This is a genomic window from Polaromonas sp. P5_D5 (genome assembly GCF_054049435.1).
In genome coordinates this window covers 35,615-58,379 of record NZ_JBFUMJ010000005.1, presented here as the reverse complement: position 1 = coordinate 58,379, position 22,765 = coordinate 35,615, and the positions used below count along the sequence as shown (strand labels likewise).

General features: G+C 62.9%; 21 protein-coding genes. 15 read left to right on the top strand and 6 right to left on the bottom strand.

Going from position 1 to position 22,765, the window contains the following annotated elements:
- Positions 1-20 precede the first annotated feature (20 nt).
- Together ACXJKE_RS18860 and ACXJKE_RS18855 are read left to right on the top strand one after the other, a co-directional pair.
- On the top strand, positions 21-959 hold the full coding sequence (locus ACXJKE_RS18860; RefSeq protein WP_457282135.1) for a DedA family protein/thiosulfate sulfurtransferase GlpE: 939 nt from the start codon (positions 21-23) through the stop codon (positions 957-959).
- 366 nt (positions 960-1,325) lie between these two features.
- Positions 1,326-6,881, top strand: a complete 5,556-nt coding sequence (locus ACXJKE_RS18855; RefSeq protein WP_457282134.1) for a PAS domain S-box protein — start codon at positions 1,326-1,328, stop codon at positions 6,879-6,881.
- 109 nt (positions 6,882-6,990) lie between these two features.
- On the opposite strand, the gene ACXJKE_RS18850 is transcribed toward ACXJKE_RS18855, so the two are convergent.
- On the bottom strand, positions 6,991-7,440 hold the full coding sequence (locus ACXJKE_RS18850) for a VOC family protein (protein WP_457282133.1): 450 nt from the start codon (positions 7,438-7,440) through the stop codon (positions 6,991-6,993).
- A gap of 287 nt (positions 7,441-7,727) precedes the next feature.
- Between ACXJKE_RS18850 and ACXJKE_RS18845 the strand changes: the two genes are divergently transcribed.
- The gene (locus ACXJKE_RS18845) at positions 7,728-8,729 is read left to right on the top strand and encodes a transporter (RefSeq protein WP_457282132.1); all 1,002 of its coding nucleotides are present in this window, start codon (positions 7,728-7,730) and stop codon (positions 8,727-8,729) included.
- A 50-nt stretch (positions 8,730-8,779) separates the two neighbouring features.
- Here ACXJKE_RS18845 and ACXJKE_RS18840 read toward each other — a convergent pair whose 3' ends face one another.
- Positions 8,780-9,181, bottom strand: coding sequence for an EF-hand domain-containing protein (locus tag ACXJKE_RS18840; RefSeq protein WP_457282131.1), 402 nt, complete (start codon positions 9,179-9,181; stop codon positions 8,780-8,782).
- A 265-nt stretch (positions 9,182-9,446) separates the two neighbouring features.
- Here ACXJKE_RS18840 and ACXJKE_RS18835 point away from each other — a divergent pair, with 265 nt between their 5' ends.
- The 5 genes from ACXJKE_RS18835 to ACXJKE_RS18815 are packed head-to-tail and all read left to right on the top strand — an operon-like array spanning position 9,447 to position 13,098.
- Positions 9,447-9,917, top strand: coding sequence for an ArsR/SmtB family transcription factor (locus ACXJKE_RS18835; protein WP_457282130.1), 471 nt, complete (start codon positions 9,447-9,449; stop codon positions 9,915-9,917).
- Entirely contained in the window at positions 9,800-10,273 is a 474-nt protein-coding gene (locus ACXJKE_RS18830) for an SRPBCC family protein (RefSeq protein WP_457282129.1), read from the top strand. Before ACXJKE_RS18835 ends, ACXJKE_RS18830 begins: the two co-directional genes overlap by 118 nt.
- A gap of 54 nt (positions 10,274-10,327) precedes the next feature.
- The gene (locus ACXJKE_RS18825; protein ID WP_457282128.1) at positions 10,328-10,705 is read left to right on the top strand and encodes a VOC family protein; all 378 of its coding nucleotides are present in this window, start codon (positions 10,328-10,330) and stop codon (positions 10,703-10,705) included.
- Positions 10,706-10,762: 57 nt separating this feature from the next.
- Positions 10,763-11,581, top strand: a complete 819-nt coding sequence (locus ACXJKE_RS18820; protein WP_457282127.1) for a DUF899 domain-containing protein — start codon at positions 10,763-10,765, stop codon at positions 11,579-11,581.
- The gene (locus ACXJKE_RS18815; protein WP_457282271.1) at positions 11,578-13,098 is read left to right on the top strand and encodes an MFS transporter; all 1,521 of its coding nucleotides are present in this window, start codon (positions 11,578-11,580) and stop codon (positions 13,096-13,098) included. The genes ACXJKE_RS18820 and ACXJKE_RS18815 overlap by 4 nt, the downstream gene beginning before the upstream one ends.
- A 31-nt stretch (positions 13,099-13,129) precedes the next feature.
- On the opposite strand, the gene ACXJKE_RS18810 is transcribed toward ACXJKE_RS18815, so the two are convergent.
- The gene (locus ACXJKE_RS18810; protein ID WP_457282126.1) at positions 13,130-13,957 is read right to left on the bottom strand and encodes a hypothetical protein; all 828 of its coding nucleotides are present in this window, start codon (positions 13,955-13,957) and stop codon (positions 13,130-13,132) included.
- A gap of 322 nt (positions 13,958-14,279) precedes the next feature.
- On the opposite strand from ACXJKE_RS18810, the gene ACXJKE_RS18805 reads away from it, so the two are divergent.
- Positions 14,280-15,725, top strand: coding sequence for a DHA2 family efflux MFS transporter permease subunit (locus ACXJKE_RS18805; RefSeq protein WP_457282125.1), 1,446 nt, complete (start codon positions 14,280-14,282; stop codon positions 15,723-15,725).
- A gap of 139 nt (positions 15,726-15,864) precedes the next feature.
- Here the strand turns inward: ACXJKE_RS18805 and ACXJKE_RS18800 are convergent, their stop codons facing one another.
- Positions 15,865-16,107, bottom strand: coding sequence for a hypothetical protein (locus ACXJKE_RS18800; RefSeq protein ID WP_457282124.1), 243 nt, complete (start codon positions 16,105-16,107; stop codon positions 15,865-15,867).
- 127 nt (positions 16,108-16,234) lie between these two features.
- Here ACXJKE_RS18800 and ACXJKE_RS18795 point away from each other — a divergent pair, with 127 nt between their 5' ends.
- The 5 genes from ACXJKE_RS18795 to ACXJKE_RS18775 all read left to right on the top strand — a co-directional run bounded on the left by ACXJKE_RS18795 (position 16,235) and on the right by ACXJKE_RS18775 (position 18,280).
- On the top strand, positions 16,235-16,411 hold the full coding sequence (locus ACXJKE_RS18795) for a DUF3606 domain-containing protein (RefSeq protein WP_457282123.1): 177 nt from the start codon (positions 16,235-16,237) through the stop codon (positions 16,409-16,411).
- An 86-nt stretch (positions 16,412-16,497) separates the two neighbouring features.
- On the top strand, positions 16,498-16,944 hold the full coding sequence (locus tag ACXJKE_RS18790; protein ID WP_457282122.1) for a hypothetical protein: 447 nt from the start codon (positions 16,498-16,500) through the stop codon (positions 16,942-16,944).
- Positions 16,941-17,315 carry a GFA family protein gene (locus ACXJKE_RS18785; protein ID WP_457282121.1) on the top strand — a complete coding sequence of 125 codons (375 nt, stop codon included), beginning with the start codon at positions 16,941-16,943 and terminating at the stop codon, positions 17,313-17,315. The genes ACXJKE_RS18790 and ACXJKE_RS18785 overlap by 4 nt, the downstream gene beginning before the upstream one ends.
- A gap of 82 nt (positions 17,316-17,397) precedes the next feature.
- Positions 17,398-17,781: an ArsR/SmtB family transcription factor gene (locus tag ACXJKE_RS18780; RefSeq protein ID WP_457282120.1), complete on the top strand. Its 384-nt coding sequence runs from the start codon at positions 17,398-17,400 to the stop codon at positions 17,779-17,781.
- Positions 17,768-18,280, top strand: coding sequence for an SRPBCC family protein (locus ACXJKE_RS18775; RefSeq protein WP_457282119.1), 513 nt, complete (start codon positions 17,768-17,770; stop codon positions 18,278-18,280). The genes ACXJKE_RS18780 and ACXJKE_RS18775 overlap by 14 nt, the downstream gene beginning before the upstream one ends.
- A gap of 12 nt (positions 18,281-18,292) precedes the next feature.
- Here the strand turns inward: ACXJKE_RS18775 and ACXJKE_RS18770 are convergent, their stop codons facing one another.
- Positions 18,293-18,523 (bottom strand): SlyX family protein, encoded by a 231-nt coding sequence (locus ACXJKE_RS18770; RefSeq protein ID WP_457282270.1) that lies wholly within the window; start codon positions 18,521-18,523, stop codon positions 18,293-18,295.
- A gap of 362 nt (positions 18,524-18,885) precedes the next feature.
- On the opposite strand from ACXJKE_RS18770, the gene ACXJKE_RS18765 reads away from it, so the two are divergent.
- Positions 18,886-21,633 (top strand): hypothetical protein, encoded by a 2,748-nt coding sequence (locus ACXJKE_RS18765; protein WP_457282118.1) that lies wholly within the window; start codon positions 18,886-18,888, stop codon positions 21,631-21,633.
- A 116-nt stretch (positions 21,634-21,749) separates the two neighbouring features.
- Here the strand turns inward: ACXJKE_RS18765 and ACXJKE_RS18760 are convergent, their stop codons facing one another.
- Positions 21,750-22,736, bottom strand: a complete 987-nt coding sequence (locus tag ACXJKE_RS18760; RefSeq protein WP_457282117.1) for a lysylphosphatidylglycerol synthase domain-containing protein — start codon at positions 22,734-22,736, stop codon at positions 21,750-21,752.
- Positions 22,737-22,765 lie beyond the last annotated feature (29 nt).

Sequence of the window (22,765 nt, the reverse complement as noted above, 5' to 3'; positions counted from 1 at the left end):
GCAGAAAGTAACGCGACTCCATGGAACAGATCATTGTGTGGCTCGAGCACTACGGGCTCGCCGCCGTTTTCCTGAATGTCGGGCTGGAACAGCTCGGCTTGCCGATTCCGGCCTATCCGGTGCTGATCCTCACCGGCGCGTTGAGCTTTAACGGCCAATACTCCGCAGCAGGCCTTATCTTCACCGCCGTGCTGGCTTGCCTGGCCGCGGACAGCGTCTGGTACTGGGCCGGCCACCGCTACGGCAGCCGTGTGCTGAAAACGCTGTGCCGCATTTCGCTGTCGCCCGACTCCTGCGTGCGGCAAACCGAATCCATCTTCACGCGCTGGGGTGTCAAGTCGCTCATCCTGGCAAAGTTCATTCCCGGGTTTGCTTCGCTCGCCACAGCGCTGGCCGGACGCACCGGCATTCCCTTCGGCCGCTTTCTGGTTTTTGATGCGCTGGGTGCAACGCTTTACGCCGGTGCCGGTGTGGGGATCGGCATGATTTTTCATGACGCGGTGGCCGACGTGCTGGCCATTTTCGAGCAGATGGGACGCATCGGGCTGATGGTGCTGCTGGCTGCGTTTGCGCTCTTCCTGGCGCACAAATGGTGGCAGCGGCAGCGCTTTTACCGGCAGCTGCGCATGGCCCGCATTTCACCGCAGGAGCTGCTGCAGCTCACACAGCAGAACAAGCCTGCCGTCATCCTGGACGTGCGCACGGAACTGGCGCGCGCCGGCGGCGGCATCATTCCCGGCGCGCTGGTCTGGTCGGACCTGGACCGAACCCGGGCATCGCTTGACATCCCGCACGATGTCGCCGTGGTCGTTTATTGCGCTTGTCCCAACGATGCTTCTGCAGCCCTGGTGGCCAAGCGCCTGATGGCGGCCGGGTTCAGCAATGTCAGGCCGTTGCACGGCGGGATTGATGCCTGGCAGGCGGCCGGGCTGGCGCTGGAATACCCCCAGACTGCCTGAGTGGAGTGGTGGTAATAATTGCCAAATACCGAACCGGCAATTCATGTAATTCCGAGGACCTATTAACTGCCGTCATAGGAGGTCTTAAGTATGCAAAAACCAGGCCAATCTAATCGAAGGCACGGCCAAAAGAAATCAGGGTGTTGTCCTATAGTGCAATTAAATGCAGCATTACACACTTGCAGGGCGGCAGCTACGGAAAGCGGGTCTTGATGGAGCCGCGCACCTTTGCAAAGAAAGTCACCACCGGCGGATGAACCCCAGTTTGCCAAGCGCATTCACCGCAGTCCACCGTGAGCCTGGCCTGATGGGGGCGCCCGTGCCCCTGCCGCGTCGGCCCGGCACGGTTACAGGTCAGGTGCCGCGATGAAACGCGACGAGACGGCAGAGCAGTCCCAGCAGCGCATACAGGCCGAAGCGCTTGCGCTGGCGGCCGCCAATGATGCGCTGAAGCTTGAAATCGTGGAACAGCAGCGCCTGGTCCAGGCGCTGAAGGACGACATCAGCGGGCTGCGCAGCCTGGCCACCATCTCGGCGGACTGGTACTGGGAGCAGGACGCGGAGTATCGTTTTACCGACTTCACTGCCGAGTACAGCAACAAGTCACAAGATGAGGATCTCGACAGTTCCGTCGGCAAATGCCGCTGGGAACTGCCTGGCGCCCTGCCGGTCACCATGTCATGGGAAGACCACCGCGCCGTGCTGGCTGCACGCAAGCCCTTCCGCGATTTCGAATACATCCGCGTTCTGGACGACGGCGTCGCGCATTATTTTTCCATCAGCGGTGTGCCGGTGTTCAACAAACATCAGGAGTTCGTGGGGTACCGGGGCATCACACGCGATGTCACGGCGAGCAGGCGTGCTGAAGAAAAAGAACGCAAGGTCGCCCGCCTGCTCGATGACATCGTTGAGAACCTCCCGGTCGCTCTTCACCTGAAATCCGCCACGGACCACCGCTTCCTGGCCTGGAACCGGGCCGCAGAAGAGCTGTACGGTGTCACCAGCGCAGAAGCGCTGGGCCGCACGGTTCATGATCTCTGGCCAAAGGCCCATGCTCACAATATGTACGCGGCGGATCTGAGCCTGATTGCTTCAGGCGAGAAGCAGGAGTTCCCTGACCGGCTTACCTACACAAGACACAGGGGCGCTATTCATGTCCACATGCGCAAGGTCCCGCTGAAGGATTCCAGCGGTGCGGTGACGCATGTCCTGGTCATCGCTGAAGACATCACCCAGCAGCTGGCCGACGAAGCGCGCCTGCGCAGCAGCGAGCGCCAATTCCGCAGCCTGACCAGCCTTTCGTCCGACTGGTATTGGGAGACGGATGAAAAATTCCGGTTCACCAAGTTGTCCGGTGGCAACACGGACGAAGCGAAGCGCGCGATCAATGAGCATCTTGGCAAGACACGCTGGGAGATCGACCACAGCCCGGTCAACAAGGAGCTCTGGGCCAACCACCGGGCCCTGCTGGAACGCCACGAAGTCTTCCGCAACTTTGAATACGAACGCGAAGAAAAAGACGGCAGGCGTGTGACCTTGTGTATCAGCGGGGAGCCCATGGTGGATGCCAACGGCCGCTTCACCGGCTATCACGGCGTGGGCACCGACATTACCGCGCGGCTTGAGGCCGAGGCCAAACTGCGTCGCAGCGAAGAGCGCTTTCGCAGCCTCACCGGTCTTTCGTCCGACTGGTACTGGGAACAGGATACAAATTTTCGCAACGTCTTTGTCTCCAATGATCCGCAACGCTTCTCCCTGGGAACCCAGGTCATTGGAGAGGGGCAATGCCGATGGGACCTCCCCAATGCTGCGCCGCTTGTCGGTACATGGGACGAGCACAAGGCGGTGTTACAGGCGCATTTGCCGTTCCGCAATTTTGAATACCGGCTGACCAAGGAAGATGGCAGCGTCGTTTACCGCAGCGTCAGCGGGGAACCGGTGTTTGGCGACGAAGGAACCTTTGCGGGTTATCGGGGTGTGGGCGCCGACATCACGTCGCGCAAGGAAGTGGAGATGGCGCTGCGGGTCGGCGAGGCCCGCTTCCGGGCGGTTGTGGGTGCGCTGGCCGAAGGTGTGATCCTGCGGGACGCCCAAGGGCATATCGTTGATTGCAATGCCAGTGCAGAGCGCATCCTCGGCCTGGCCCTGGCCCAGCTCAAAGGCCAGACTTCGGTCGAGCCGGAATGGCAAAGATTCCGCGAAGACGGCACGCCAATGCCCAGGGAAGAGTGGCCCAGTGTTGTCGCCGTGCGTACCGGCCAGCCACAACTGAACCGTGTGGTGTGCCATCGCAGGCCCGACGGCAGTGAGTTCTGGGCCCTGATCAACGTGCAGCCCCTGGTGGACGGGAACGGCGCTCCGTCGGGGTATGTCAGCACCATTACCGACATCAGCAAACGCCGGCAGGCGGAGCAGGAAATCGTCCGGCTCAACGTCAACCTGGAAAAGCGCGTGCTGCGCAGGACCGCCCAGCTGGAAGTCGCCACCCGGGAGATCGAGGCCTTCTCATATTCTGTGGCGCATGACTTGCGGACACCGTTGAGCACCATCGACGGATTTTGTGCGCTGCTTGAAAAAGCGGTTCCACCTGAGTCGGGGGAGCGCGCGCATCACTTCATGGGCCGCATACGCAGCAGTGTGCGCCGCATGGGTGAGCTGACCGACGGTTTGCTGTCCCTGGCCCAGTTGTCGCGGACCAGCCTGAACTGGGAGTCTGTCGACATCAGCACCGAGGCGGCCAAGATCATCAAGCAATGGACGGAAAACGATCCAGACCGGCGGGTGCGGATTACCGTCGAGCCCAACCTGTGGGGCCGGGCGGACGTTGCCTTGCTGCGTCAGGTGCTGGAGAACCTGATCGCCAATGCCTGGAAGTTCACCTCGAAAAAACCGCACACCGAAATCCTGGTCGGAAAAGAAGCCGGGCCTGAGGACCAGGTGGTGTACTTTGTGCGGGACAACGGCGCCGGCTTCGACATGGCGTATGCCGACAAGCTCTTCGGCACTTTTGAGCGGCTGCATTCACCGGAAGAGTTTGCCGGCAGCGGCATCGGGCTGGCCACGGTCAAACGCATCATTACCCGTCACGGCGGAAAAATCTGGGCCAAGTCGGCGGTGGGTGAGGGCAGTACCTTTTATTTCACGCTCGGAGGCGAGCAGGCCGGGGCCATGCCAGCTGAAGGGGACGTGTTTGACGATTCAGGCGTCGCGCTGACGGATGGCGGCGCAAGCGCGTTCGAGGACGCCGGAGAAGTAAATCCCAAGGGGGCCGGCCCCATCAGCACGGACAACGATGTCTTCACGGTCAGTGACCAGCAATTCAGCAATGCATTTGAACATGCGGCCATCGGGATGACGCTGATCGGCATCGACTCGCGCCGGCTGAAGGTCAATACCGCTTTTTGCCAGATGCTGGGGTATTCAGAAGCGGAAATGCTGTCGCGCACCATCCATGACCTGACCCATCCCGACGACATTGCCTGGGACCTGGAGCAGCGCCGCAGGGCATTGGCCGGTGAAATCGAATCGTTCCACGTCGAAAAGCGCTACATCCACAAGTCCGGCCGCACTGTCTGGGGCTACATGAGCTGCTCCCTCGTGCGCGATGCGGACAGAAAGCCGCTTCAATTCATCGCGCAAATCCAGGACATCACCGAGCGCAAGCAGACCGAGCAGGTTCTGCGTGAAAGCGAGGAGCGCTTTCGCGCGCTCACCTCGCTGGCCTCCGACTGGTTCTGGGAGCAGGACGAAAACTTCCGCTTCGTCGAGGTTCCCGGCGAAGCCCCAAGCACCTCGGGCATCCCGAAAGCGGCCCATGGCAAGACTGCCTGGGAGCTCGACTACATCAACATCGAAGCCGGTGCGTTGGCCGAGTACAAGGCCACGATAGCCCGGCACGAGGTTTTCCGCGACCTTGAAAGTACCCGGCGCGACTCCAAGGGTCGGCTGCACTACTTCAGCATCAGCGGCGTGCCCAAATTCGACGCCAACGGAAAATTCACCGGCTACCGCGGCACGGGGCGCGAAACCACCGAAATCCGTCGTGTCACCGAGGCCCTGCGCACCAGCGAAGCGCAGCTGCGCGAAATCACCGACACCGTGCCGGCCTGGATTACTTACGCTGACGCCGACCAGCGCCTGTGCTTTCATAACCGGGCCTACGAGGAAGTCTTCGGCATGACGCAAGCGCAGCTCGAAGGCAAGACCATCCGGGACATCGTGGGCGATGAGATGTACGCCCTGATCAAGCCCCGGGTGGAAGAGGTGCTGCAGGGCTACCCGGTGGTCTACGAGCGATCGCAAAAAACCGCCCGCGGTGGCATGCGCGACTACGTGGTCAATTATTTCCCGCGCTACGGCGACGGCGACGACGAAGGCAAGGTGATCGGCTTCTACACGCTGGCCAACGACGTTACCGAACTCAAGCGCATTGACCGCATGAAGAGTGAGTTTGTGTCGACCGTCAGCCATGAGCTGCGCACGCCGCTTACCTCGATCCGGGGCTCGCTGGGCCTGATCTCCGGTGGTGTTGCCGGCCAGCTGCCCGACGCCGTCAAGACGCTGGTGGGCATCGCGAAGACCAACTGTGAGCGCCTGATCCGGCTGATCAATGACATCCTGGACATCGAGAAGATCGAGTCCGGCAAGATGACCCTGGATTTCCAGGCCATCGAACTCAGGCCTTTGCTGGAGCAGGCGCTGGCCGCCAACGAAGGCTACGGCGCGGCGAAGAATGTGCATCTGCAGCTCGAATTTCCCGATGAAGACCTGCAGGTCAGGGTCGACAGCGACCGGCTGACGCAGGTGGTGACCAACCTGCTGTCCAACGCGATGAAGTTCTCCCCCGAAGGCGGCACGGTGGACATTCACGTGGCACGCAGCGAGACGGGCATACGCGTCGAGGTACGGGATCACGGGCCCGGTATTCCGGAGGAATTCCGCAACCGTATCTTCCAGAAATTCTCCCAGGCCGACTCCTCCGATACACGGCAAAAGGGCGGCACGGGTCTGGGCCTCAATATTTCACGGGCCATCATCGAGCGCCTGGGCGGCAGCATCGGTTTTAATACCGACGCCGGCGTCGGCACCACCTTCTTCTTTGAACTGCCCGAATGGGTGGATTCGCCGGAGCGTACTTCCGGTTTCTCGGCACTGGTCGAACAGCGGCCGCGTGTCCTGATTTGCGAGGACGACCCGGACATCTCCCGCCTGATCAGCATGATGCTCGACAAGGGCGGTTTTGACACCGAAATGGTGTACACAGCCAGGCAGGCCGTCGCGGAGCTGGCAAAAAGGCGGTATGCCGCCGTCACGATAGACCTGAAGCTGCCCGACCAGGACGGCATTGCGCTGATCAGGGCGCTGCGCGCCCAGCTGCATACACGCGACGTGCCGATCGTGGTGGTGTCGGCCTCGGCGGCCGAGGGGCGGATCCAGTTCAACGAGCAGTCCCTGACCGTATCGGACTGGCTGGAAAAACCCATCGACGAGAACATGCTCGTGCTGGGCGTGCGGCGCGCCATTGCCGGTTCGGTCGAAGCCCGCGCCGTCATCCTGCATGTTGAAGACGATCCGGACATCCAGCGCATCGCAGCGACCATTGCCCAGGGGTTTGCGACCTTCGTCTTTGCCGACACGGTGCAGGAAGCACGCGACAGGCTGAAGGAACAGCGCTTCGACCTGATCCTGCTGGACCTCAGCCTGCCGGGCGGCTCCGGCTGGGATTTGCTCAAGGACGTCGAGGCCATGGACGGTCCGCCGCCGGTGGTGATTTTCTCGGCGCTGGAGGTGGACAGGCTTCAGGCCACACGGGCAGCCGCCGTGCTGGTCAAGGCCAAAACCTCCAACACCGAGCTCCTCGAAACCTTGCGGCGCGTGCTCGGGCAAAGCAATTCTGCGGGATCGCCGACGGACGAAGCCTGAACCTGTACCGGGTCCGCGGCAGGCTACGGGGTTCCTGGCGCGCTAGTGAATAAATCCGGGCTGTAGCCTTTACTGGCGGGCGCAAGCAGCTATATTTTTCATAGCAAATTCACGCAGAAGGCGTGGTCATCAACGCGGTATAGCGGCGCTGCATTTCCTCTGGCGACACGGTTTCAATGCTGTGCCCCACACTCCAGCGGTAGCCTGCCGGATCGCGAAAGCTGCCCGAGCGCTCACCATAAAACTGGTCTTGCGCCGCCATTTCCAGCGTGGCGCCGGCTTTCAGCGCACGCGCAATCACCTCATCGCAGTTGTCCACATGCAGATGCAGCGTGACGGTGGCCGGCGCGCCGGCATCCGGCGCCCGGGTGCCGTACTCCGGGAATTCTTCCGACACCATCAGCGTGGCGCCGTCAAAGTCCAGTTCGGCATGGCCGATGCGGCCATCGGGTTCTGTGAGCCGGAATTTTTCCGTGGCACCAAAAACCGAGATGTAAAACGCCATGGCCTTTGCAGCATTTTTGACATGAAGGTAGGCAAACAATTCGTGGGTGGCCATATCGTCTCCGTCGGTGATGTGAAGGAACCAGGCGAGGCCTGAGGTGCTGCCAGCCTGTCCTGAAATTATGAGGCGCATTGGAGCTCAGTGACAACCCGGCGTGCTGCGGGCATGCACCGCCCGGCCAGGCGCCTGAAGAACGCGGTCACGCCGCTGTCACCGAACCGTCATGCAAAGGCAACACACTGTATGACCGCCACTGCCCGGGGCAGGTCGCCGGATACCGGCTGCCGGTGCCTGTCGTGTCCGATTCACCCCATTTCTCGACTACTTCACGCCACTTCTGAATGGACATCACTTACGGCGCCGACAGAACCGGCTTGCTCTGCGGTTACAGGTTTGAAAACGGCGCGCCCGGCATCCCGGTAGATCTCCTGGAGGCGGCCGCCTGGCTGCAGGACGAAAGCCCCAAGGGAAAATCAGATTTCGTCTGGCTGCACTTCAACCTGAGTGACGCCGCGGCGGAGGCGAGCATCCGCAAGCATCTGCACGCGGTACCCGAGTTTTTCGAGGCTCTGCATGCGGGTTCAAGATCCACCCGCATAGAAGATGCGCACGACACACTGATTGCTGTCGTCAACGACGTGGCGTATGAATTCGCGTTTGACCCGGCTGAGATGTCCAGCCTGTGGCTGAACGTGGCGCCCCATATGGCGCTGAGCGCGCGCTCCCATCCCCTGCGTTCCATCGACCGCATGCGTGACGCCATCAAGAACGGCAAGCCGCTGGCGTCATCGGTGTCATTTCTGAACCAGCTGCTGCGCGAGCAGGGCGATGTGCTGGTGCGCATCGTGCGTGACGCCACTGTCCAGGTGGATGTGGTGGAAGACAAATTCCTGATCGGCCGGCTGCACAACCGCCGGGCTGACCTGGGCAAGCTGCGGCGTGTGCTGGTGCGGCTGCAAAGGCTGCTCGCGCCGGAGCCCGGTGCGCTTTTCCGCCTGCTGCGGCTGCCGCCGCCATGGGTCAGCGAGCACGACCTCGAGGAGCTTCGGCAGGCCACGGAAGAATTCTCATTGACCATCCGGGACATGTCCGAGCTGAAGGAGCGCATCAAGCTCCTGCAAGAGGAAATTGCCGCGCAGGTCAGCGAGGAGACCAACCGCAGCGTCTTCATCCTGACGATGGTCACGGTACTGGCGCTGCCCATCAACATTGTTGCCGGCCTGCTGGGGATGAATGTGGGCGGCATCCCCCTGGCCGAGCATCCCCACGGCTTCATGGTGATCGTGGGGATCATTGGCGTTTTCACCGCCTTCGCGGCCTGGTATGTTTACCGGAAAAAATAGCTTTCACAAGCCATTTCCCGCATCACCATTTGCGCAAGCCGGCGCGTCGTTTACTGGGGTTTCGGCCCGTTCATGGCACGTTCAAATTCTTCGCGCGACAGCATGTTGTCCTTGTTGGTGTCGGCTTCGTCAAAGTGTTTGGAGACACCGCGAAAGTTGGACGCCTCATCGCGGCTGACTTTGCCGTTGTTGTCCTTGTCCATGAAACTGAACGCGCGCTCAAGGTCTCTGGCCGCGTATTTGGGAGTGGGGGAAGCCGCGGCAGCGGAGGGTTGCGATGCACCGGCCGCAGGCGCCGACGCAGCGGCGGCCGGGTCTGTAGCCTGCGCATGCCCACGTGGGGTGTAAAGCATGGCTGCTGCGGCCAGGGCCAGCGCCACTGCACCCACGTAGCGGACTGCCACACGGCGGCCGGGCGTAGGGAAGGTTTGTTGCGGGCTGGACAAAATCATCGGGGTCGTGAACGGGGTCGTGAAAGGTGAATGAGGTGAATGGTTCATACCCTGATTGGATGTCAATTCAGGTTTCAGTGCCAGCCAACTTGCAGGGTGTTTCGCCGCTTTACAGGGTAGGTGCAAGCCGACACATTTATTTGCACGCTCAAAAAAAAAGCGCTTCACTCCGGCGGCCTGTCCACAAATCGTGCGTACATAAAGAAACAGATTTCCCGGGCCAACCGGGTTGACAAGCCCCATTACTTATCAAATACTAAGCTAAATGGTTAAGTATAAAAATGATGCGCAAGAAGAGACCCTGAGCGCCGTATTTGCCGCACTGGCAGACCCGACGCGGCGCAAGGTGTTGCAGGCCCTGGAACAGGGCAACCTGTCCGTCGGCGAGCTGGCCCAGCCGCACGGCATGTCCCTGCCCGGTTTCATGAAGCACCTGCGGGTGCTGGAAGACGCCGGCCTGGTCAGCCGCGCCAAGGATGGCCGCGTCGTCAACCTGGCGATTTCACCCGAGCCCATGCAGGAGGCCGCCATGTGGCTATCCCGTTACGAGAAATTCTGGTCCGAGCGCCTTGACGCGCTGGGCCGCTACCTTTACCAGCAAGAGGAGTTGAACCCGCCATGGAAAGAAGCACAGCGCAAGGCAAACCGTCCGCCGGCCCGTCCGTCGACATCACCCGCCACTACCCCGTCGCTCCCGAAAAAGTCTGGCGCGCGTGGACCGACCCGCAAGCACTAGCGCAGTGGTTCGGCCCCGACCCGGCCGGCGTGGTGACTATTGCCGACATGGATGTGCGTGTGGGCGGCCGCTACCACATCCAGTTCGGCGTGCCGGGCGGGGAAACACACGACGTGAGCGGCACTTACCTCGAAGTCGAACCACACCGCAAGCTGGTGTTTGACTGGGGCTGGAAGAGCACACCGGAACGCGTGTCGCGGGTCACGGTCTCGCTCAAACCTTCCGGGGCCGGCACCGAGCTGATGTTCAAGCATGAGCGCTTCTACGACCTGGCCGCACGCGACAGCCACAACGAGGGCTGGGCCGGCGCTTTCCTCAAGCTCGACAAACTGTTTGTTTCATCGGCTGTGACCTGAAAGTCACCCCAAACCACCACCGCTGTTCAGCCCCAACCCCAGGAGAGACGCACCATGCTTGCCAACCGAAACGCCATGGCCACCATCGCCGTCAAGGACCTTGCGGCGGCGAAGAAATTTTATGGAGGCACACTCGGCCTCACCCCGCTTGAGACCGCCGAGGAGAGCGTGCTCACCTACCAGAGCGGCACCGCCACTGTGGTGGTATATGTCTCGTCTTTCGCCGGAACCAACAAGGCCACGTCCGCCACCTGGGGTGTGGGCGACGAGTTCGACAACATCCTGAAAGCGCTGAAGGCCAAAGGCGTTGTGTTTGAGCACTACGACATGCCCGGCATGACGCGGCAGGGCGATGCGCACGTAGCGGGCGACTTCAAAGGCGCCTGGTTCAAGGACCCGGACGGCAACATCCTTCACATCCTGAACCAATAGGCCACCGTTCCAGCAACTCGACCCTTCACTGAACTGACCGTATCCAGGGAGCCCGCCGTGACTTCAACCCCCGCAAACGCTGCCAACGCCGTTTTTCACTCCGTGGTATCCAAAGACGAATGGCTTGCCGCCCGCCAGCTGTTGCTGGCCCGTGAAAAAGAACTCACCGCCCACCGGGATCTGGTGAGCGCCGAGCGGCGCCGCTTGCCCTGGCTCAAGGTCGACAAGCCCTATGTGTTCGACGGCCCCGCGGGCAAGGAAACCCTTGCTGGTTTGTTCGAGGGGCGCAGCCAGCTCGTGGTCTATCACTTCATGTTCGGTCCCGGCTGGAAGGAAGGCTGCCCCAGTTGCTCCTTCCTTTCGGACCACATCGACGGCGCCTTGCCGCACCTGGCAGCGCGCGACATCACGCTGGCTGTGGTGTCGCACGCGCCGCAACCCGACCTGGCTGCGTTCCGCCGGCGCATGGGCTGGCGCTTCAAGTGGGTGTCGTCCTTCGGCAACGACTTCAACCACGACTATCACGTCTCCTTCACGCCCGAAGAGCTGGCCAGCGGAAAGTTTGACTACAACTACCGCATGAACGATGTCGAGGGCGCCAGCATGCAGGAGCTGCACGGGGTCAGTGTGTTTTACCAGGATGGCCAGGGCAACATCTTTCACACCTATTCCAGCTACGCCCGCGGGGCGGACACGCTGGTGGGCGCCTACAGCTATATGGACCTCACCCCCAAAGGGCGCGATGAAGGCGGCTTGCCTTTCCCCATGGCCTGGGTGCGTCACCATGACAAATACGGCACTGGTCACGCGGGCCACGGCGCACCGGCCAGCCAGCCCGCGGCCGCGTGCTGTCACGCCGAGGCCGGCGCCGCATGACGGTGTCGCCCAAAGCCACGCGGCGCGACTGGATCGGGCTGGCCGTCATCGCGTTGCCGTGCCTCCTGTATTCGATGGATCTCACCGTGATGAACCTGGCGGTGCCGCACCTGAGCGCCGACCTCAAACCCACGGGCGCGCAACTGCTGTGGATGGTCGACATTTACGGCTTCATGATTGCCGGCTCGCTCATCACCATGGGCACGCTGGGCGACCGCATTGGCCGGCGCAGGCTGCTGCTCATGGGGGCTGCCGCGTTTGGCGCTGCGTCGGTGCTGGCCGCGTTTTCCACCACGGCTGAAATGCTGATCGCCACGCGCGCACTGCTGGGCATTGCCGGGGCGACGCTGGCACCTTCCACGCTTTCGCTGATACGCAACATGTTCCTCGACGCCGGCGAGCGCACCGTGGCCATTGGCGTCTGGATCACCAGCTACTCGGTAGGCGGCGCGATTGGCCCGCTGGTGGGCGGTGTCCTGCTTGAGCATTTCTGGTGGGGCTCAGTGTTCCTGGTCAGCGTGCCCGTGATGGTCCTGCTGCTGGTGCTGGGCCCGGTGCTACTGCCCGAATACCGCGACCCCGATGCCGGCCGGCTGGATCTGCTGAGTGCGGCGCAGTCACTGGCGGCCGTGCTGGCCGTCATCTACGGCCTCAAGCGCATCGCGGAAGGCGGCCCGGGCTGGCTGGCCGCGGGCTGCATCCTCGCGGGGCTGGCGATTGGCGCGGCATTTCTGCGCAGGCAGCGCACACTGGCCAGCCCGCTGATTGACCTGGCCTTGTTTCGTGTGCCGGCATTCAGCGCGGCCCTGGCCATCAACACCTTCTGCTTTTTCGGCGCGTTTGGCGCTTTTCTTTTCATCGCACAGTATTTGCAGCTGGTGATTGGCCTGTCGCCGCTGGAGGCCGGCCTGTGGTCCGTGCCGTCGGCCTTGGGTTTTGTGGTGGGCTCCATGCTGGCACCTGTCATTGCGCGGCGCATCCGCGCCGGCCTGGCCGTCACGGGCGGGCTGGCGCTGGCGTTTGTGGGCTTTGGCGTGCTCACGCAGGTGAGTGGCGCCTCGGGCCTGGCCACGCTGGTCACCGGCAGCGTGATTTTTTCGCTGGGCCTGGCCCCGGTCGTGACCTTGGGTACCGACCTCATCGTCGGCTCCGCGCCGCCCGAGCGCGCCGGTGCGGCTGCGGCGATTTCAGAAACCAGCTCGGAGTTTGGCGGCGCACTCGGCATTGCTGTGCTGGGCAGCGTGGTGACGGGGGTCTACCGCCATGCAATGGAGGGCACTGTGCTCAGCGGTGTGCCGGCCGTAGCCGCAGAGGCAGCCCGCAGCACGCTGGGCGGCGCGGTGGCCGTGGCGGCTGAATTGCCCGGCGCCAGCGGTGCGGCCTTGCTCAGCACTTCACGCGATGCGTACGCCCAGGCCTTTCAGGTCACCGCCGGCATCAGCGCCGCACTGGTGCTGGGCACGGCCATCCTGGCCGCTGTCATGCTGCGGCAGGCCCGCACCGGTTCAGCCGCTTGACCAGCCTCGGAGCCAGCCCGTGTTGGAAACCTCAGAAGCGCACTTTCAGGAAAGCCGAGGGACCCTTGAGCTTGACGCGAAAGCGGGCGTTGCTGCTGTCGCGGTGCAGGTCGATATCGGTCAGGCCATAGTCCAGCACCACGCCCACATTCTTCAGGGGAAACCATTCCACACCCACCGCGGCGTTATAAATCTCCCCGCGTACGCTGCCGCCGGTTTTCTTCACGCCGGAGGCATCCGCAAACAGTCGCAGGTCAGGGCTGATGGCGTGGCGCACGCCGATCTCGAGCAGCGGCGCCACGGCGTCGTCGCTGTAGCTTTCGTTGATGGCGCCGGTGGTGGCCCCCACCGCAGCCGTGGCGCGCAAGTCCAGGTTGGCGCGGTAGTAGGCAGCGCCTGCACCCAGGCCCAGCACGGTGTTGCCCGAACCCAGCCACCACTTGTAGGCCAGCTTGGCAAAGTCCAGCTTCACGTCCAGGTTGGCGGTGCCCGTGGTGGTCACGGTGCCGCTGCCCACATTGGTGTTGCTGACCAGCGAATCCGAGTAGCCGCGCTTGAACTGGTAGTAGTCGAGCGACAGCCCCTGGCTGTCAAACAGCAGCACGTCGGCCTTGATGCGCGGCATGGTCACACTGCTGCGGTTCACGTCGCCGGAATCCAGCCGGCCGAAACGGGTGTCCACTGCCGCGTTGAAGGTCGGGTCTGCATGAAAGGCGCCGATGGAAAGGCTGGCGCGGTCCAGTGCGGGCGAAGGGTCTGCCTGCGCCGGCAACGCAACAAGGCTGGCGCCGCCCAGCACGGCGAGGCCCGCAAGTCTGGCGGCGCGGGTTGCCCGGCCGGAGGGTGGGGTCAAAAGCATGAGGAGTTCCATGGGAAAGGTCAGCGGCCTGTGTGGGGTGCCAGGGTGCCGGGAGGGCCGCGGTGCTCCCGTTTCCTGACCGCTAAATTAGCCAGCCGAATTCCCGGTTTCTATCCGCCAAATCCCGCTGCGTTTGTAGGACACGGGCACCCCGCACCGCTCCTGCGGCGTGTTCATCATAAAAATGATCTCCAGAACAATATGAACGCGCGCGACCAGCTATTGATTTGATAGCATCCGGGTTTGCGAACCAGACGAGCCTCATGAATTGATTCCGCTGATCACACCGATCAACCTTCATTGAACCGAGGAGAAACTGCAGATGACACACAACATGGAAACCCGAAAGCGCTGGTGGGCACTGGTGGTGCTCTGCCTGGGTGTGCTGATGATCGTGCTCGACACCACCATCGTGAATGTGGCGCTGCCGTCCATCCGCACAGACCTCGGCTTTACCGAAACCTCGCTCGTCTGGGTGGTGAACGCCTACATGCTGACCTTCGGCGGCTTTTTGCTGCTGGGCGGCCGGCTGGGCGATCTGTACGGTCAGCGCCGGCTGTTCCTGGCGGGGCTCACGCTGTTCACCGTGGCCTCGCTGGCCTGCGGCCTGGCCAATTCGCAGGTGCTGCTCGTGGTGGCCCGCGCGGTGCAGGGCCTGGGCGGCGCGGTGGTGTCGGCGATTTCGCTGTCGCTCATCATGAACCTCTTCACCGAACCGGCTGAGCGCGCCAAGGCCATGGGGGTCTACGGCTTTGTCTGTGCCGGCGGCGGCAGCATTGGTGTGCTGCTGGGCGGCGTGCTGACCGATTCGCTCAACTGGCACTGGATCTTTCTGGTCAACCTGCCCATAGGCGGCGCCGTGTTTGCGCTGTGCCTGTTCCTGCTGCCCGGCGGCAAGGGGCAGGCCACCGGCGCGCGGCTTGACGTGTGGGGCGCCGTCACCGTCACCACCGCGCTGATGCTGGCGGTCTACGGCATCGTCAACGGCAACGAAGCCGGGTGGCTGTCAGGCCAGACGCTCGGTTTGCTGGGCGTTGCCGCGGTGCTGATGGCGATCTTCCTGGCCATCGAGGCCAGGGTCTCGACGCCGCTGGTGCCGCTGGGCCTTTTCCGCCTGCGCAACGTCGCCACCGCCAACGTGGTCGGCGTACTGTGGGCCGCGGCCATGTTTGCCTGGTTCTTTATTTCGGCGTTGTATATGCAACTGGTGCTGGACTACAGCGCCCTGCAGGTCGGCCTGGGTTTTTTGCCCGCCAACCTGATCATGGCCGCGTTCTCGCTGGGTCTGTCGGCCAAAATCGTCATGCGCTTCGGCATACGCGCACCGCTGTCTGCCGGCCTGCTGCTGGCCGCCCTGGGCCTGGCCCTGTTCGCGCGTGCGCCGGTGGGCGGCGCCTTTGTGCTCGACGTGTTGCCCGGCATGCTGCTGCTGGGGCTGGGGGCCGGCATGGCCTTCAACCCGGTGTTGCTGGCCGCCATGAGCGACGTGGACCCGGCCGAGTCGGGCATTGCCTCGGGTGTGGTCAATACCTCTTTCATGATGGGCGGCGCGCTGGGGCTGGCGGTGCTGGCCAGCCTGGCGGCGGCGCGTACCGGTTCGCTGGCCGGCGCGGGTGCCGATGCCGTGGTGGCGCTCAACGGCGGCTACCAGCTGGCGTTTGTCATCGGTGCGGTGTTTGCGGCCTGCGCCGCCTTGCTGGGCGCCGTGCTGCTTCGCACGGGCGCTGCAGTGCCGGGCGCGCACCCGGCGACGGAAGCCGGCGGCTAGCCACGGCTGGTTTATGCATAAAACTGGCCTTCAGCCCAATAGGGATAAGCGCAAGCAGCTATTAATTTGGTAGCAAATTGACGACGGGGCTGGCAGCGCGGGCCGCCGCAGCTGGCCAAGGCAGGCACCCGCAGGGTGATCAGTAAACCCCGAACAGGGCGCGAATCTCGTCGCCGGCTGTGCGACCGTGTTTCTGGCTTTTGTACTTGTCGCCGATGTCTGCGCACTTTTCCATGATCAGCAGGGTGAACTCCTGCAGCTCCGGCGTCAGCGCGTCGCCTTCCGTCATGACGCCGGCCAGCTTGGCCAGGTTCACGAGCTGGCGGTCGCTGATGGAGCCGATGGAAAAGTCTGAAGGCTTGAAATCCGGTGGAAGTGACATGGCGTGCACCTGGAGCTGGAGATGTCAGCCGGTGTCAGAAAGTGGACTGCCTGCGTGACGGGTTTTGTCCTACAGGGTACCCCAGACATTTCGTCCTAGCATTCGTTTTTTCCCTAGGAGATGCGTCATGGCAGACGACACAACTAAAACCGGCGTGGACCGCAGGTTCATCGCCCTGGGGCAGGACTATGAAGTTCGCGACTGGACCAAAACCCTGGGTTGCACCGAGCAACAGCTGCGCGAGGCCGTCAAGGCTGTCGGCAATTCAGCCTCCGCCGTGCGCCAGTACCTGGGTAAAAAATAGCGTCATCTCAAGGGGCAGCGGTTGGCGCCTTCCCCATCACCATTGCGCGTGATTCGCGCCGGTACAAGCATGAAAGAAGGCACAGCATGGCAAAAAGCAGCATTGCGGGTGGCAGCATTCCGCCCGAACAGTGGATGCGCGGAAAAGACACACAGTCGCTCGGCCCGGGCGACAGTTCAGACACCGGCAGCGACACGCTAGGTGCCTACAGCGAAGAGGAACTGGCCAGCGACAGCGACGCTGCGGGTACCGGCGAGCGTGCCGGTGTCATCGGCGATGAGCGGCCTGATGCCGACATCCTGCCCGACCGGACAATGGACGAGGCCGACTTCCTCCAAGAAGGGGAAGGCGCCGGTGATGAAGACCCGGAAGCAAGGGGAGAGGAGGGTGAAGCTACCTGGGCCGCAGGCGGTGCAGAGGAAATTGCCGGCGTCCTGGCCGATGAAGATGAAGAAGATGAAACGGATGAAGAAGATGACGAATACGGGGAAGGTGAAGACGGCGATGCAACAGTTCGTGGAGGTGGCGCATGACGATCACAGGAAGCTGCCACTGCGGCAAAAACGCCTTTCGCATTGACGGCGAAATCCCCGCGCAGCTGACGCGCTGCACCTGCTCGTTTTGCGCCAGGCGCGGTGCGCTGCTGGCGTACTACACGCCCGATCAGTTCCATGTCACCACCCCCACGGATGGCGATGCCATCTACCGCTGGCAGACCAAGCTGGTAGACCACCACTTCTGCGCCGAATGCGGCGTGTCCACCTATTCAGACAGCCCGGCATTCGAGATGGACGGCAGCTGGGACGGCACCACCCGCCGCATCGGCGTCAACGCCCGCCTCTTTGACGGGTTCGACGCGGCCGAAGCACCCGTGACAGTGATCGACGGCAAGAACCTCTGGTAGTTGAGCCCCAAGGCAGGCGGTTGACATCCCGTTTTGACTGCCTTAATATAGCCAAACAGCTATATAAACGATTGGCCATGTAATGACCCCAGACACCCTCAACAAGGCCTTCGCCGCCCTCGCGGACCCGACCCGCCGCGCCATCGTCGCCCGGCTTGCTTCCGGCGAAGCCACGGTCAATGAACTCGCGGCCCCCTTCGACATGACGCAGCCCTCCATTTCGAAACACCTGAAGGTGCTGGAACGGGCAGGCCTGATTTCGCGCGGACGTGCGGCGCAAACCAGGCCGTGCCGCCTGGAGGCCGCGCCCCTGAAAGAAGTCGCCAGCTGGATGGCGCTGTACCGCAATGTCTGGGAAGACAGCTTCGACAGGCTCGACGCGTTTTTGCAGCCGGACACATCCACGTCATCAGCCCAGTCAACTCAATCAACCTCTGCAAAAGGAAAGAAACATGCCCGCAAATGACAGCAAGGCAGCCATGGCTTCCCCGTTCCTGATCGACCGCGTGTTCAAGGCCCCGCGTGACCGCGTCTGGAAAGCGTGGAGCGAGGCCGGGAACATCCAGCAATGGTGGGGGCCCAAGGGCTGCTCCATCGACCTGCTGCGTTTCGAGTTCAGGCCCGGCGGGTTTTTTCACTACGCCATGAAGTTTCCGGGCGCACCCACGATGTGGGGCCGGTTCAATTACCGTGAAATAGCCCAGGGTGAACGCATCGTGTGGCTCAACTCGTTTGCCAACGAACACTGCGGCATTGCGCGCGCACCGTTCAGCGAAGCCTGCCCCCTGGAAATAGAAAACACCGTGACCTTCACCGAGAAAAACGGAAGCACCATCGTGGCACTGCGCGCGCAACCCTTTGGTGAGCTTGCGGCTGAACGCCAGTACTTTGAAGAGCTCAAGCCGTCGCTCACGCAAGGCTACGGCGGCACCCTCGACCAGCTCGCCGCCCATCTGGGCGCTTGAACGGCGCGGGGCCTAGAAGTGCGGCGGCAGCTCGTCGCGCAGGCTGCGGCCCACCGTCACATCGCCGTCGCGCACCGGGCCGGCTTTCAGTTCTGCCACCTCGCGCACCAGCGCATCAATTTGCTGCTGCTGCCGCACGATGACCTTGTCGAGCTGGTCCAGCAGGTCTTCGGTAAAGCTGGCCTTGATCTCCAGCGCCGTCAGGCGCTGGTCGGTTTGGGGTGTGTCGTTCGTCGGTTCCATGCCTGTATTGGACATGAAGTGCGCGGGGCAGGGTCCCCCATGCATTCCTGCGGCCTCCACAGCAACAGTTTACGCATCCTTTTGGCCTGCAGCCCTTGATGGTATTGCGCGACCAGCTATGCTATTGATAGCAACATGGGCGCCTGTCAAGTATCGCTGGCGCCACTGCCACCCCGTCTGCCGGATGACGCCACCGCCTGCGCGTTGCTTCGATACGATTTGTGGGAATAAGAGCCTTGTCTTTCCCGCACCGCCTGCCTAAGCTCGCCTGAGTCTTTGCAGGGCGTCGCGTTTCATGACAACGCCGGAGCCGTCTTCAAAGCCCATGCGGTAGCTGTGTTGTTTGCCCAAGGAGGCGAGATATGACCGAGCCAGGCACTGGAAACCCCGTCACACCGGAACAGGCGCAAGAACAAGCGCAGGAGCGGGCGCAAGAAGAAGAGCGCAAGGCCATTGATTTCCGGCGAGGTTTTGTTTACGCCAGCGGCACGGCGCCCCAGGAGTTGTGGGGCCTGGCCTTGTCGGGCGGCGGCATCCGCAGCGCCACCTTTTGCCTTGGCGTGTTGCAGGCACTGGCAAAAGCCGGGTTCAACCTCCCGGGAGAAAGCGGGCCCGAAAGCAGCCCCAAAGACAGGCAAAAGCCCTGGCCGCTGCTCGCCCGCTTTGACTTCCTCTCCACCGTAAGCGGGGGCGGGTATACCGGCAGTTTTTTCTCGGCCCTGTTTCGCCCCCGCGATCCCCTCACGCCTGCGGCGCCCCATACACCCCCTGCGCCGCCCGCACCCGAAGTGCTGGCCACCGAAGCCTACGAAGCACTCGCGACCGACCCGCCCGGCAGGCTGAGCAAGGTCCAGACCGCGCTCACCCAGATGCCCGACCGCCCCTTGCGCTGGCTGCGTGAAAACGGGCGTTACCTGGCACCGAACAACACCGGTGATTTTCTCTACGACATCGCCATTGCCATCCGCAACCTCTGTGCGGTGCATTACGTGATCGGCGTGACCTTGCTGACCATTTTCCTTTTGATGTTTGCCCTGCGTTACGGCAGCCTGCAGATTCCATGGGAGGGGTTTCATGCGCTGGGGCTTACGCTGGAATCCATGATGCAGCCCAGGCCTCCGCTGAAGGGTGGAGACATCTGGTTCAGCCCGTGGTTCGGTGTGCTGGGCATCTGGCTCGTGCTTGCGGTCATACCGTGTGGCGCGGCCTATTGGCTCGACCAGGACACCTCGCCTTCCGGCAGCAATACAAAAAAAGCGCCGCTGTCGGCCGTCCCCGCACCGGCGCTGGCGGCTGCCGGCTTGCTGGCCGCGGGTGTGCTGGCTGCCTGCGTCATCTGGAGCCGGGTAGCGCCGCCGGCCGCCGGCGCCGGGTCACTGCTTGAGGCTGTTCCGGTACCTGTTTTGCTGCTGGTGCTGATCGATGTCATCCTGGCTTTTTCCCTGGGCGTGTTCTTTGTGGCGAAGTACCTTCCACAGCAATCACCCGGGCTGTTTCGCAACCGCATCACACGGTGGCTCTCCAGGGTGTTGACGTACTCATTCATCATTGCCGTGCTGGCGCTGATTGAAACCGCGGGGCAAACGCTGTATCTCTGGCTGGCGACAAGCCAGTCAACGCCGCTGACCGTTTTCAGCGTGGCCGGCGTGGTCGCGGCCCTTGTGGCGGCCGTGAAGCAGTTTGCGCCGGTGCTGGCCCAGCCCGGAAAAGACGGCCTGCTCAGCAGGCTGCCGCTCAACACCCTGCTTGGCGCGGTCGGGCTGGCGCTGGCCCTGCTGCTGGCCGTGGCCTGGAACTGCGCGGCCGCGGCCCTGCTGTTTGGCATGCAGCCGCCGCTGCCGGGGCTCGGGCAGCTGATGATCGAATCCATGTTCACCACGGTCCGTTTTGGCGCGGACTCATCATGGGTCTGGCAATACTTCTACCCCGTCATCTCCATTGTGTTTTGCCTGACGGCTGTGGCGGTGGCGGGCTACTTTCTGGGGTTCATCAATTTGTCGAGCCTGCAGGTGATGTACGGTGCGCGCCTCACGCGTGCCTACCTGGGGGCGTCCAACAAGGCACGGTTTGAATCGGAACGGCCCAAGATGGACGTGACCGAGGCCGATGCAAGCGACGACTTCACGCGCGAGGCCTACTACCGGAACGACCACCTGGGTCCGGCCCACCTCATCAACGTGACCATCAATGCCACCACGGGCACCGGCGACCAGCTGACGCAGCGGGACAGGCAGGGCTTGCCGCTGGCGGTCACGCCTGCGGGCATTACCGTGGACGGCAGGCTCTGGAATGCAAAGACCGGCAATTTTGCAGGCACGCAGGCCAAAGCCGCCAGGCGGGTGCCGCCCGAGCTGTCCATCGGCCAATGGGTGGGCGTGTCGGGCGCGGCATTTTCGACAGGGCTGGGCCGCGGCACCTCGCTGGGGCAGGCCATGCTTTTCACCATCACCAACATACGCCTGGGCTGGTGGTGGGACTCCGGCAAAAAGGACACCAAAACACCTTTTTTTCTATGGCGCAACCAGAGCTATCTGCAGTGCGAATTGCGGGCCCGCTTCCTGGGCACGGACGGCTCGCACTGGTACCTGAGCGACGGCGGGCACTTTGAGAACACCGGTGTCTTCGAGCTGCTGCGCAGGCGGGTGGAATTCATCGTCTGCTGCGATTGCGGCGCAGACCCGAACTACAGCTTTGAAGACCTTGCCAATCTCATGCGCCTGGCACGCATCGATTTTGGCGCCGAGTTTGAATGTGTCGGGCCGAGCGCGGTGCCACGGCTTGCACCCAATGCCGCCACACTCGCGCCCTATTTCGCCCGCGACGAATCTGAACTGCGCCCGGCAACCGACCCGCTGGCGCCACTCGACGAAAAATGCGCACTGCTCTACCGCGTGCGCTATGCCAGCAGCCAGCCGGGCAAACCCTCTGAAAGTATTTTGCTGGTGCTCAAGCCGCGTTTGATCAAGGGCGCGCCCCTTGACCTGTTTGAATACCAGACCAAAAAACCATCGTTCCCGCAGCAAACCACGTTTGACCAGTTCTTTGACGAAGCGCAGTGGGAAAGCTACCGAAAGCTGGGCGTGCTGATTGGCTCGCGCATATTCAGGTAGTGCGTGTGGTGCCTGGCCGGGTCTGCCGCACGGTGGCCTTGCCGGGTTGATTTGGCATAAATTTTGCCTCCAGCCCTTTCTGGTATTGCGCGAGCAGCTACGTTATTGATAGCAACTCATGGCGAATGGGCATCCGCATGGGTTGACGCATAACGCTCCAGCAGCGCATACAGCACCAGCCCGCCCGCCAGCGGCAACAGGTAGTAAAGCGCGCGGTAGGCCAGCACCGCACCCATCAGCGCACCCTGCCGTACGCTGCCTGACAGCAGCGCCAGGTAGACCGCCTCCAGCACACCCAGCCCGCCGGGGATCGGCATGATCACCCCCACGATGGACGCCGCCATCAGCACGCCCAGCACAGTGGTGTAGGGCACTTGCTGGCCCAGCAGCAAATACATGGCCGCTCCCATCAGTGCCCAGTTGCTGGCTGAAATACCCAGCTGCACCAGGGCCAGCTGCGCAGAAGGCAGCTTCAGCCGCCGCCCGCGCACCCGCCACACGTGCCCGCGCGCCAACGCACACGCCACCACGTAGCCCAGTGCAATCAGCACCATCACCACGCCCAGCAGGCGCAGCGCCGCGGCGCCAATGTGTGCCTGGCTGGGCGGCGCAATGGCGCCGGCGGCAAAGAGGCTGCCCGCCACCAGCCCATAGCCCAGCCAGTTGGTCGCAAGGCTCAAGCCCACGATCTGCGCAATGGCGGCTTCGTCCAGCCCGGCCCGCGCATACAGCCGCGCCCGCAGCGCCACGCCGCCGACCAGCGAGCCCAGGTTCAGGTTAAAGGCATAGCTGGTGACCGCAATGGCCCAGGTCTGCAGGCGCGGCAGCTTGTGGCGCGTGTGCTGCCGGCCTATCAGGTCAAAGCAGCCATACAGCGCATGGCTGGCCGTGGCCAGGCCCAGCACGGCAAGCAGCAAAAGAGGCGAGTAGCGCCGCAGCGTCTGCCAGGCGCCTTCCCAGTCCACCTTGTGGGCATGGGAAATCAGCAAACCCAGGACGACGATGCCCAGCGCAGGAAACACCCAGCGGCGGATGCGCGGCCACAGCGACGTTGCGGCTGCCGGGGACGTGCTGTCGGGAAGGTGAGCCGCAGTGCTGGGCATGATCAATGCATTTTCAGCAAGGCACAAAG

Excerpts from the sequence above, each read along its gene's own strand:
- ACXJKE_RS18765 (WP_457282118.1), top strand. The coding sequence starts at position 18,886 with ATGACCGAGCCAGGCACTGGAAACCCCGTCACACCGGAACAGGCGCAA.
- ACXJKE_RS18830 (WP_457282129.1), top strand. The coding sequence starts at position 9,800 with ATGGAAAGAAGCACAGCGCAAGGCAAACCGTCCGCCGGCCCGTCCGTC.
- ACXJKE_RS18860 (WP_457282135.1), top strand. The coding sequence starts at position 21 with ATGGAACAGATCATTGTGTGGCTCGAGCACTACGGGCTCGCCGCCGTT.
- ACXJKE_RS18850 (WP_457282133.1), bottom strand. The coding sequence starts at position 7,440 with ATGGCCACCCACGAATTGTTTGCCTACCTTCATGTCAAAAATGCTGCA.
- ACXJKE_RS18790 (WP_457282122.1), top strand. The coding sequence starts at position 16,498 with ATGGCAAAAAGCAGCATTGCGGGTGGCAGCATTCCGCCCGAACAGTGG.
- ACXJKE_RS18835 (WP_457282130.1), top strand. The coding sequence starts at position 9,447 with ATGGTTAAGTATAAAAATGATGCGCAAGAAGAGACCCTGAGCGCCGTA.
- ACXJKE_RS18785 (WP_457282121.1), top strand. The coding sequence starts at position 16,941 with ATGACGATCACAGGAAGCTGCCACTGCGGCAAAAACGCCTTTCGCATT.
- ACXJKE_RS18800 (WP_457282124.1), bottom strand. The coding sequence starts at position 16,107 with ATGTCACTTCCACCGGATTTCAAGCCTTCAGACTTTTCCATCGGCTCC.
- ACXJKE_RS18840 (WP_457282131.1), bottom strand. The coding sequence starts at position 9,181 with ATGATTTTGTCCAGCCCGCAACAAACCTTCCCTACGCCCGGCCGCCGT.
- ACXJKE_RS18855 (WP_457282134.1), top strand. The coding sequence starts at position 1,326 with ATGAAACGCGACGAGACGGCAGAGCAGTCCCAGCAGCGCATACAGGCC.
- ACXJKE_RS18845 (WP_457282132.1), top strand. The coding sequence starts at position 7,728 with ATGGACATCACTTACGGCGCCGACAGAACCGGCTTGCTCTGCGGTTAC.
- ACXJKE_RS18770 (WP_457282270.1), bottom strand. The coding sequence starts at position 18,523 with ATGGAACCGACGAACGACACACCCCAAACCGACCAGCGCCTGACGGCG.
- ACXJKE_RS18805 (WP_457282125.1), top strand. The coding sequence starts at position 14,280 with ATGACACACAACATGGAAACCCGAAAGCGCTGGTGGGCACTGGTGGTG.
- ACXJKE_RS18815 (WP_457282271.1), top strand. The coding sequence starts at position 11,578 with ATGACGGTGTCGCCCAAAGCCACGCGGCGCGACTGGATCGGGCTGGCC.
- ACXJKE_RS18825 (WP_457282128.1), top strand. The coding sequence starts at position 10,328 with ATGCTTGCCAACCGAAACGCCATGGCCACCATCGCCGTCAAGGACCTT.
- ACXJKE_RS18760 (WP_457282117.1), bottom strand. The coding sequence starts at position 22,736 with ATGCCCAGCACTGCGGCTCACCTTCCCGACAGCACGTCCCCGGCAGCC.
- ACXJKE_RS18775 (WP_457282119.1), top strand. The coding sequence starts at position 17,768 with ATGCCCGCAAATGACAGCAAGGCAGCCATGGCTTCCCCGTTCCTGATC.
- ACXJKE_RS18795 (WP_457282123.1), top strand. The coding sequence starts at position 16,235 with ATGGCAGACGACACAACTAAAACCGGCGTGGACCGCAGGTTCATCGCC.
- ACXJKE_RS18780 (WP_457282120.1), top strand. The coding sequence starts at position 17,398 with ATGACCCCAGACACCCTCAACAAGGCCTTCGCCGCCCTCGCGGACCCG.
- ACXJKE_RS18810 (WP_457282126.1), bottom strand. The coding sequence starts at position 13,957 with ATGCTTTTGACCCCACCCTCCGGCCGGGCAACCCGCGCCGCCAGACTT.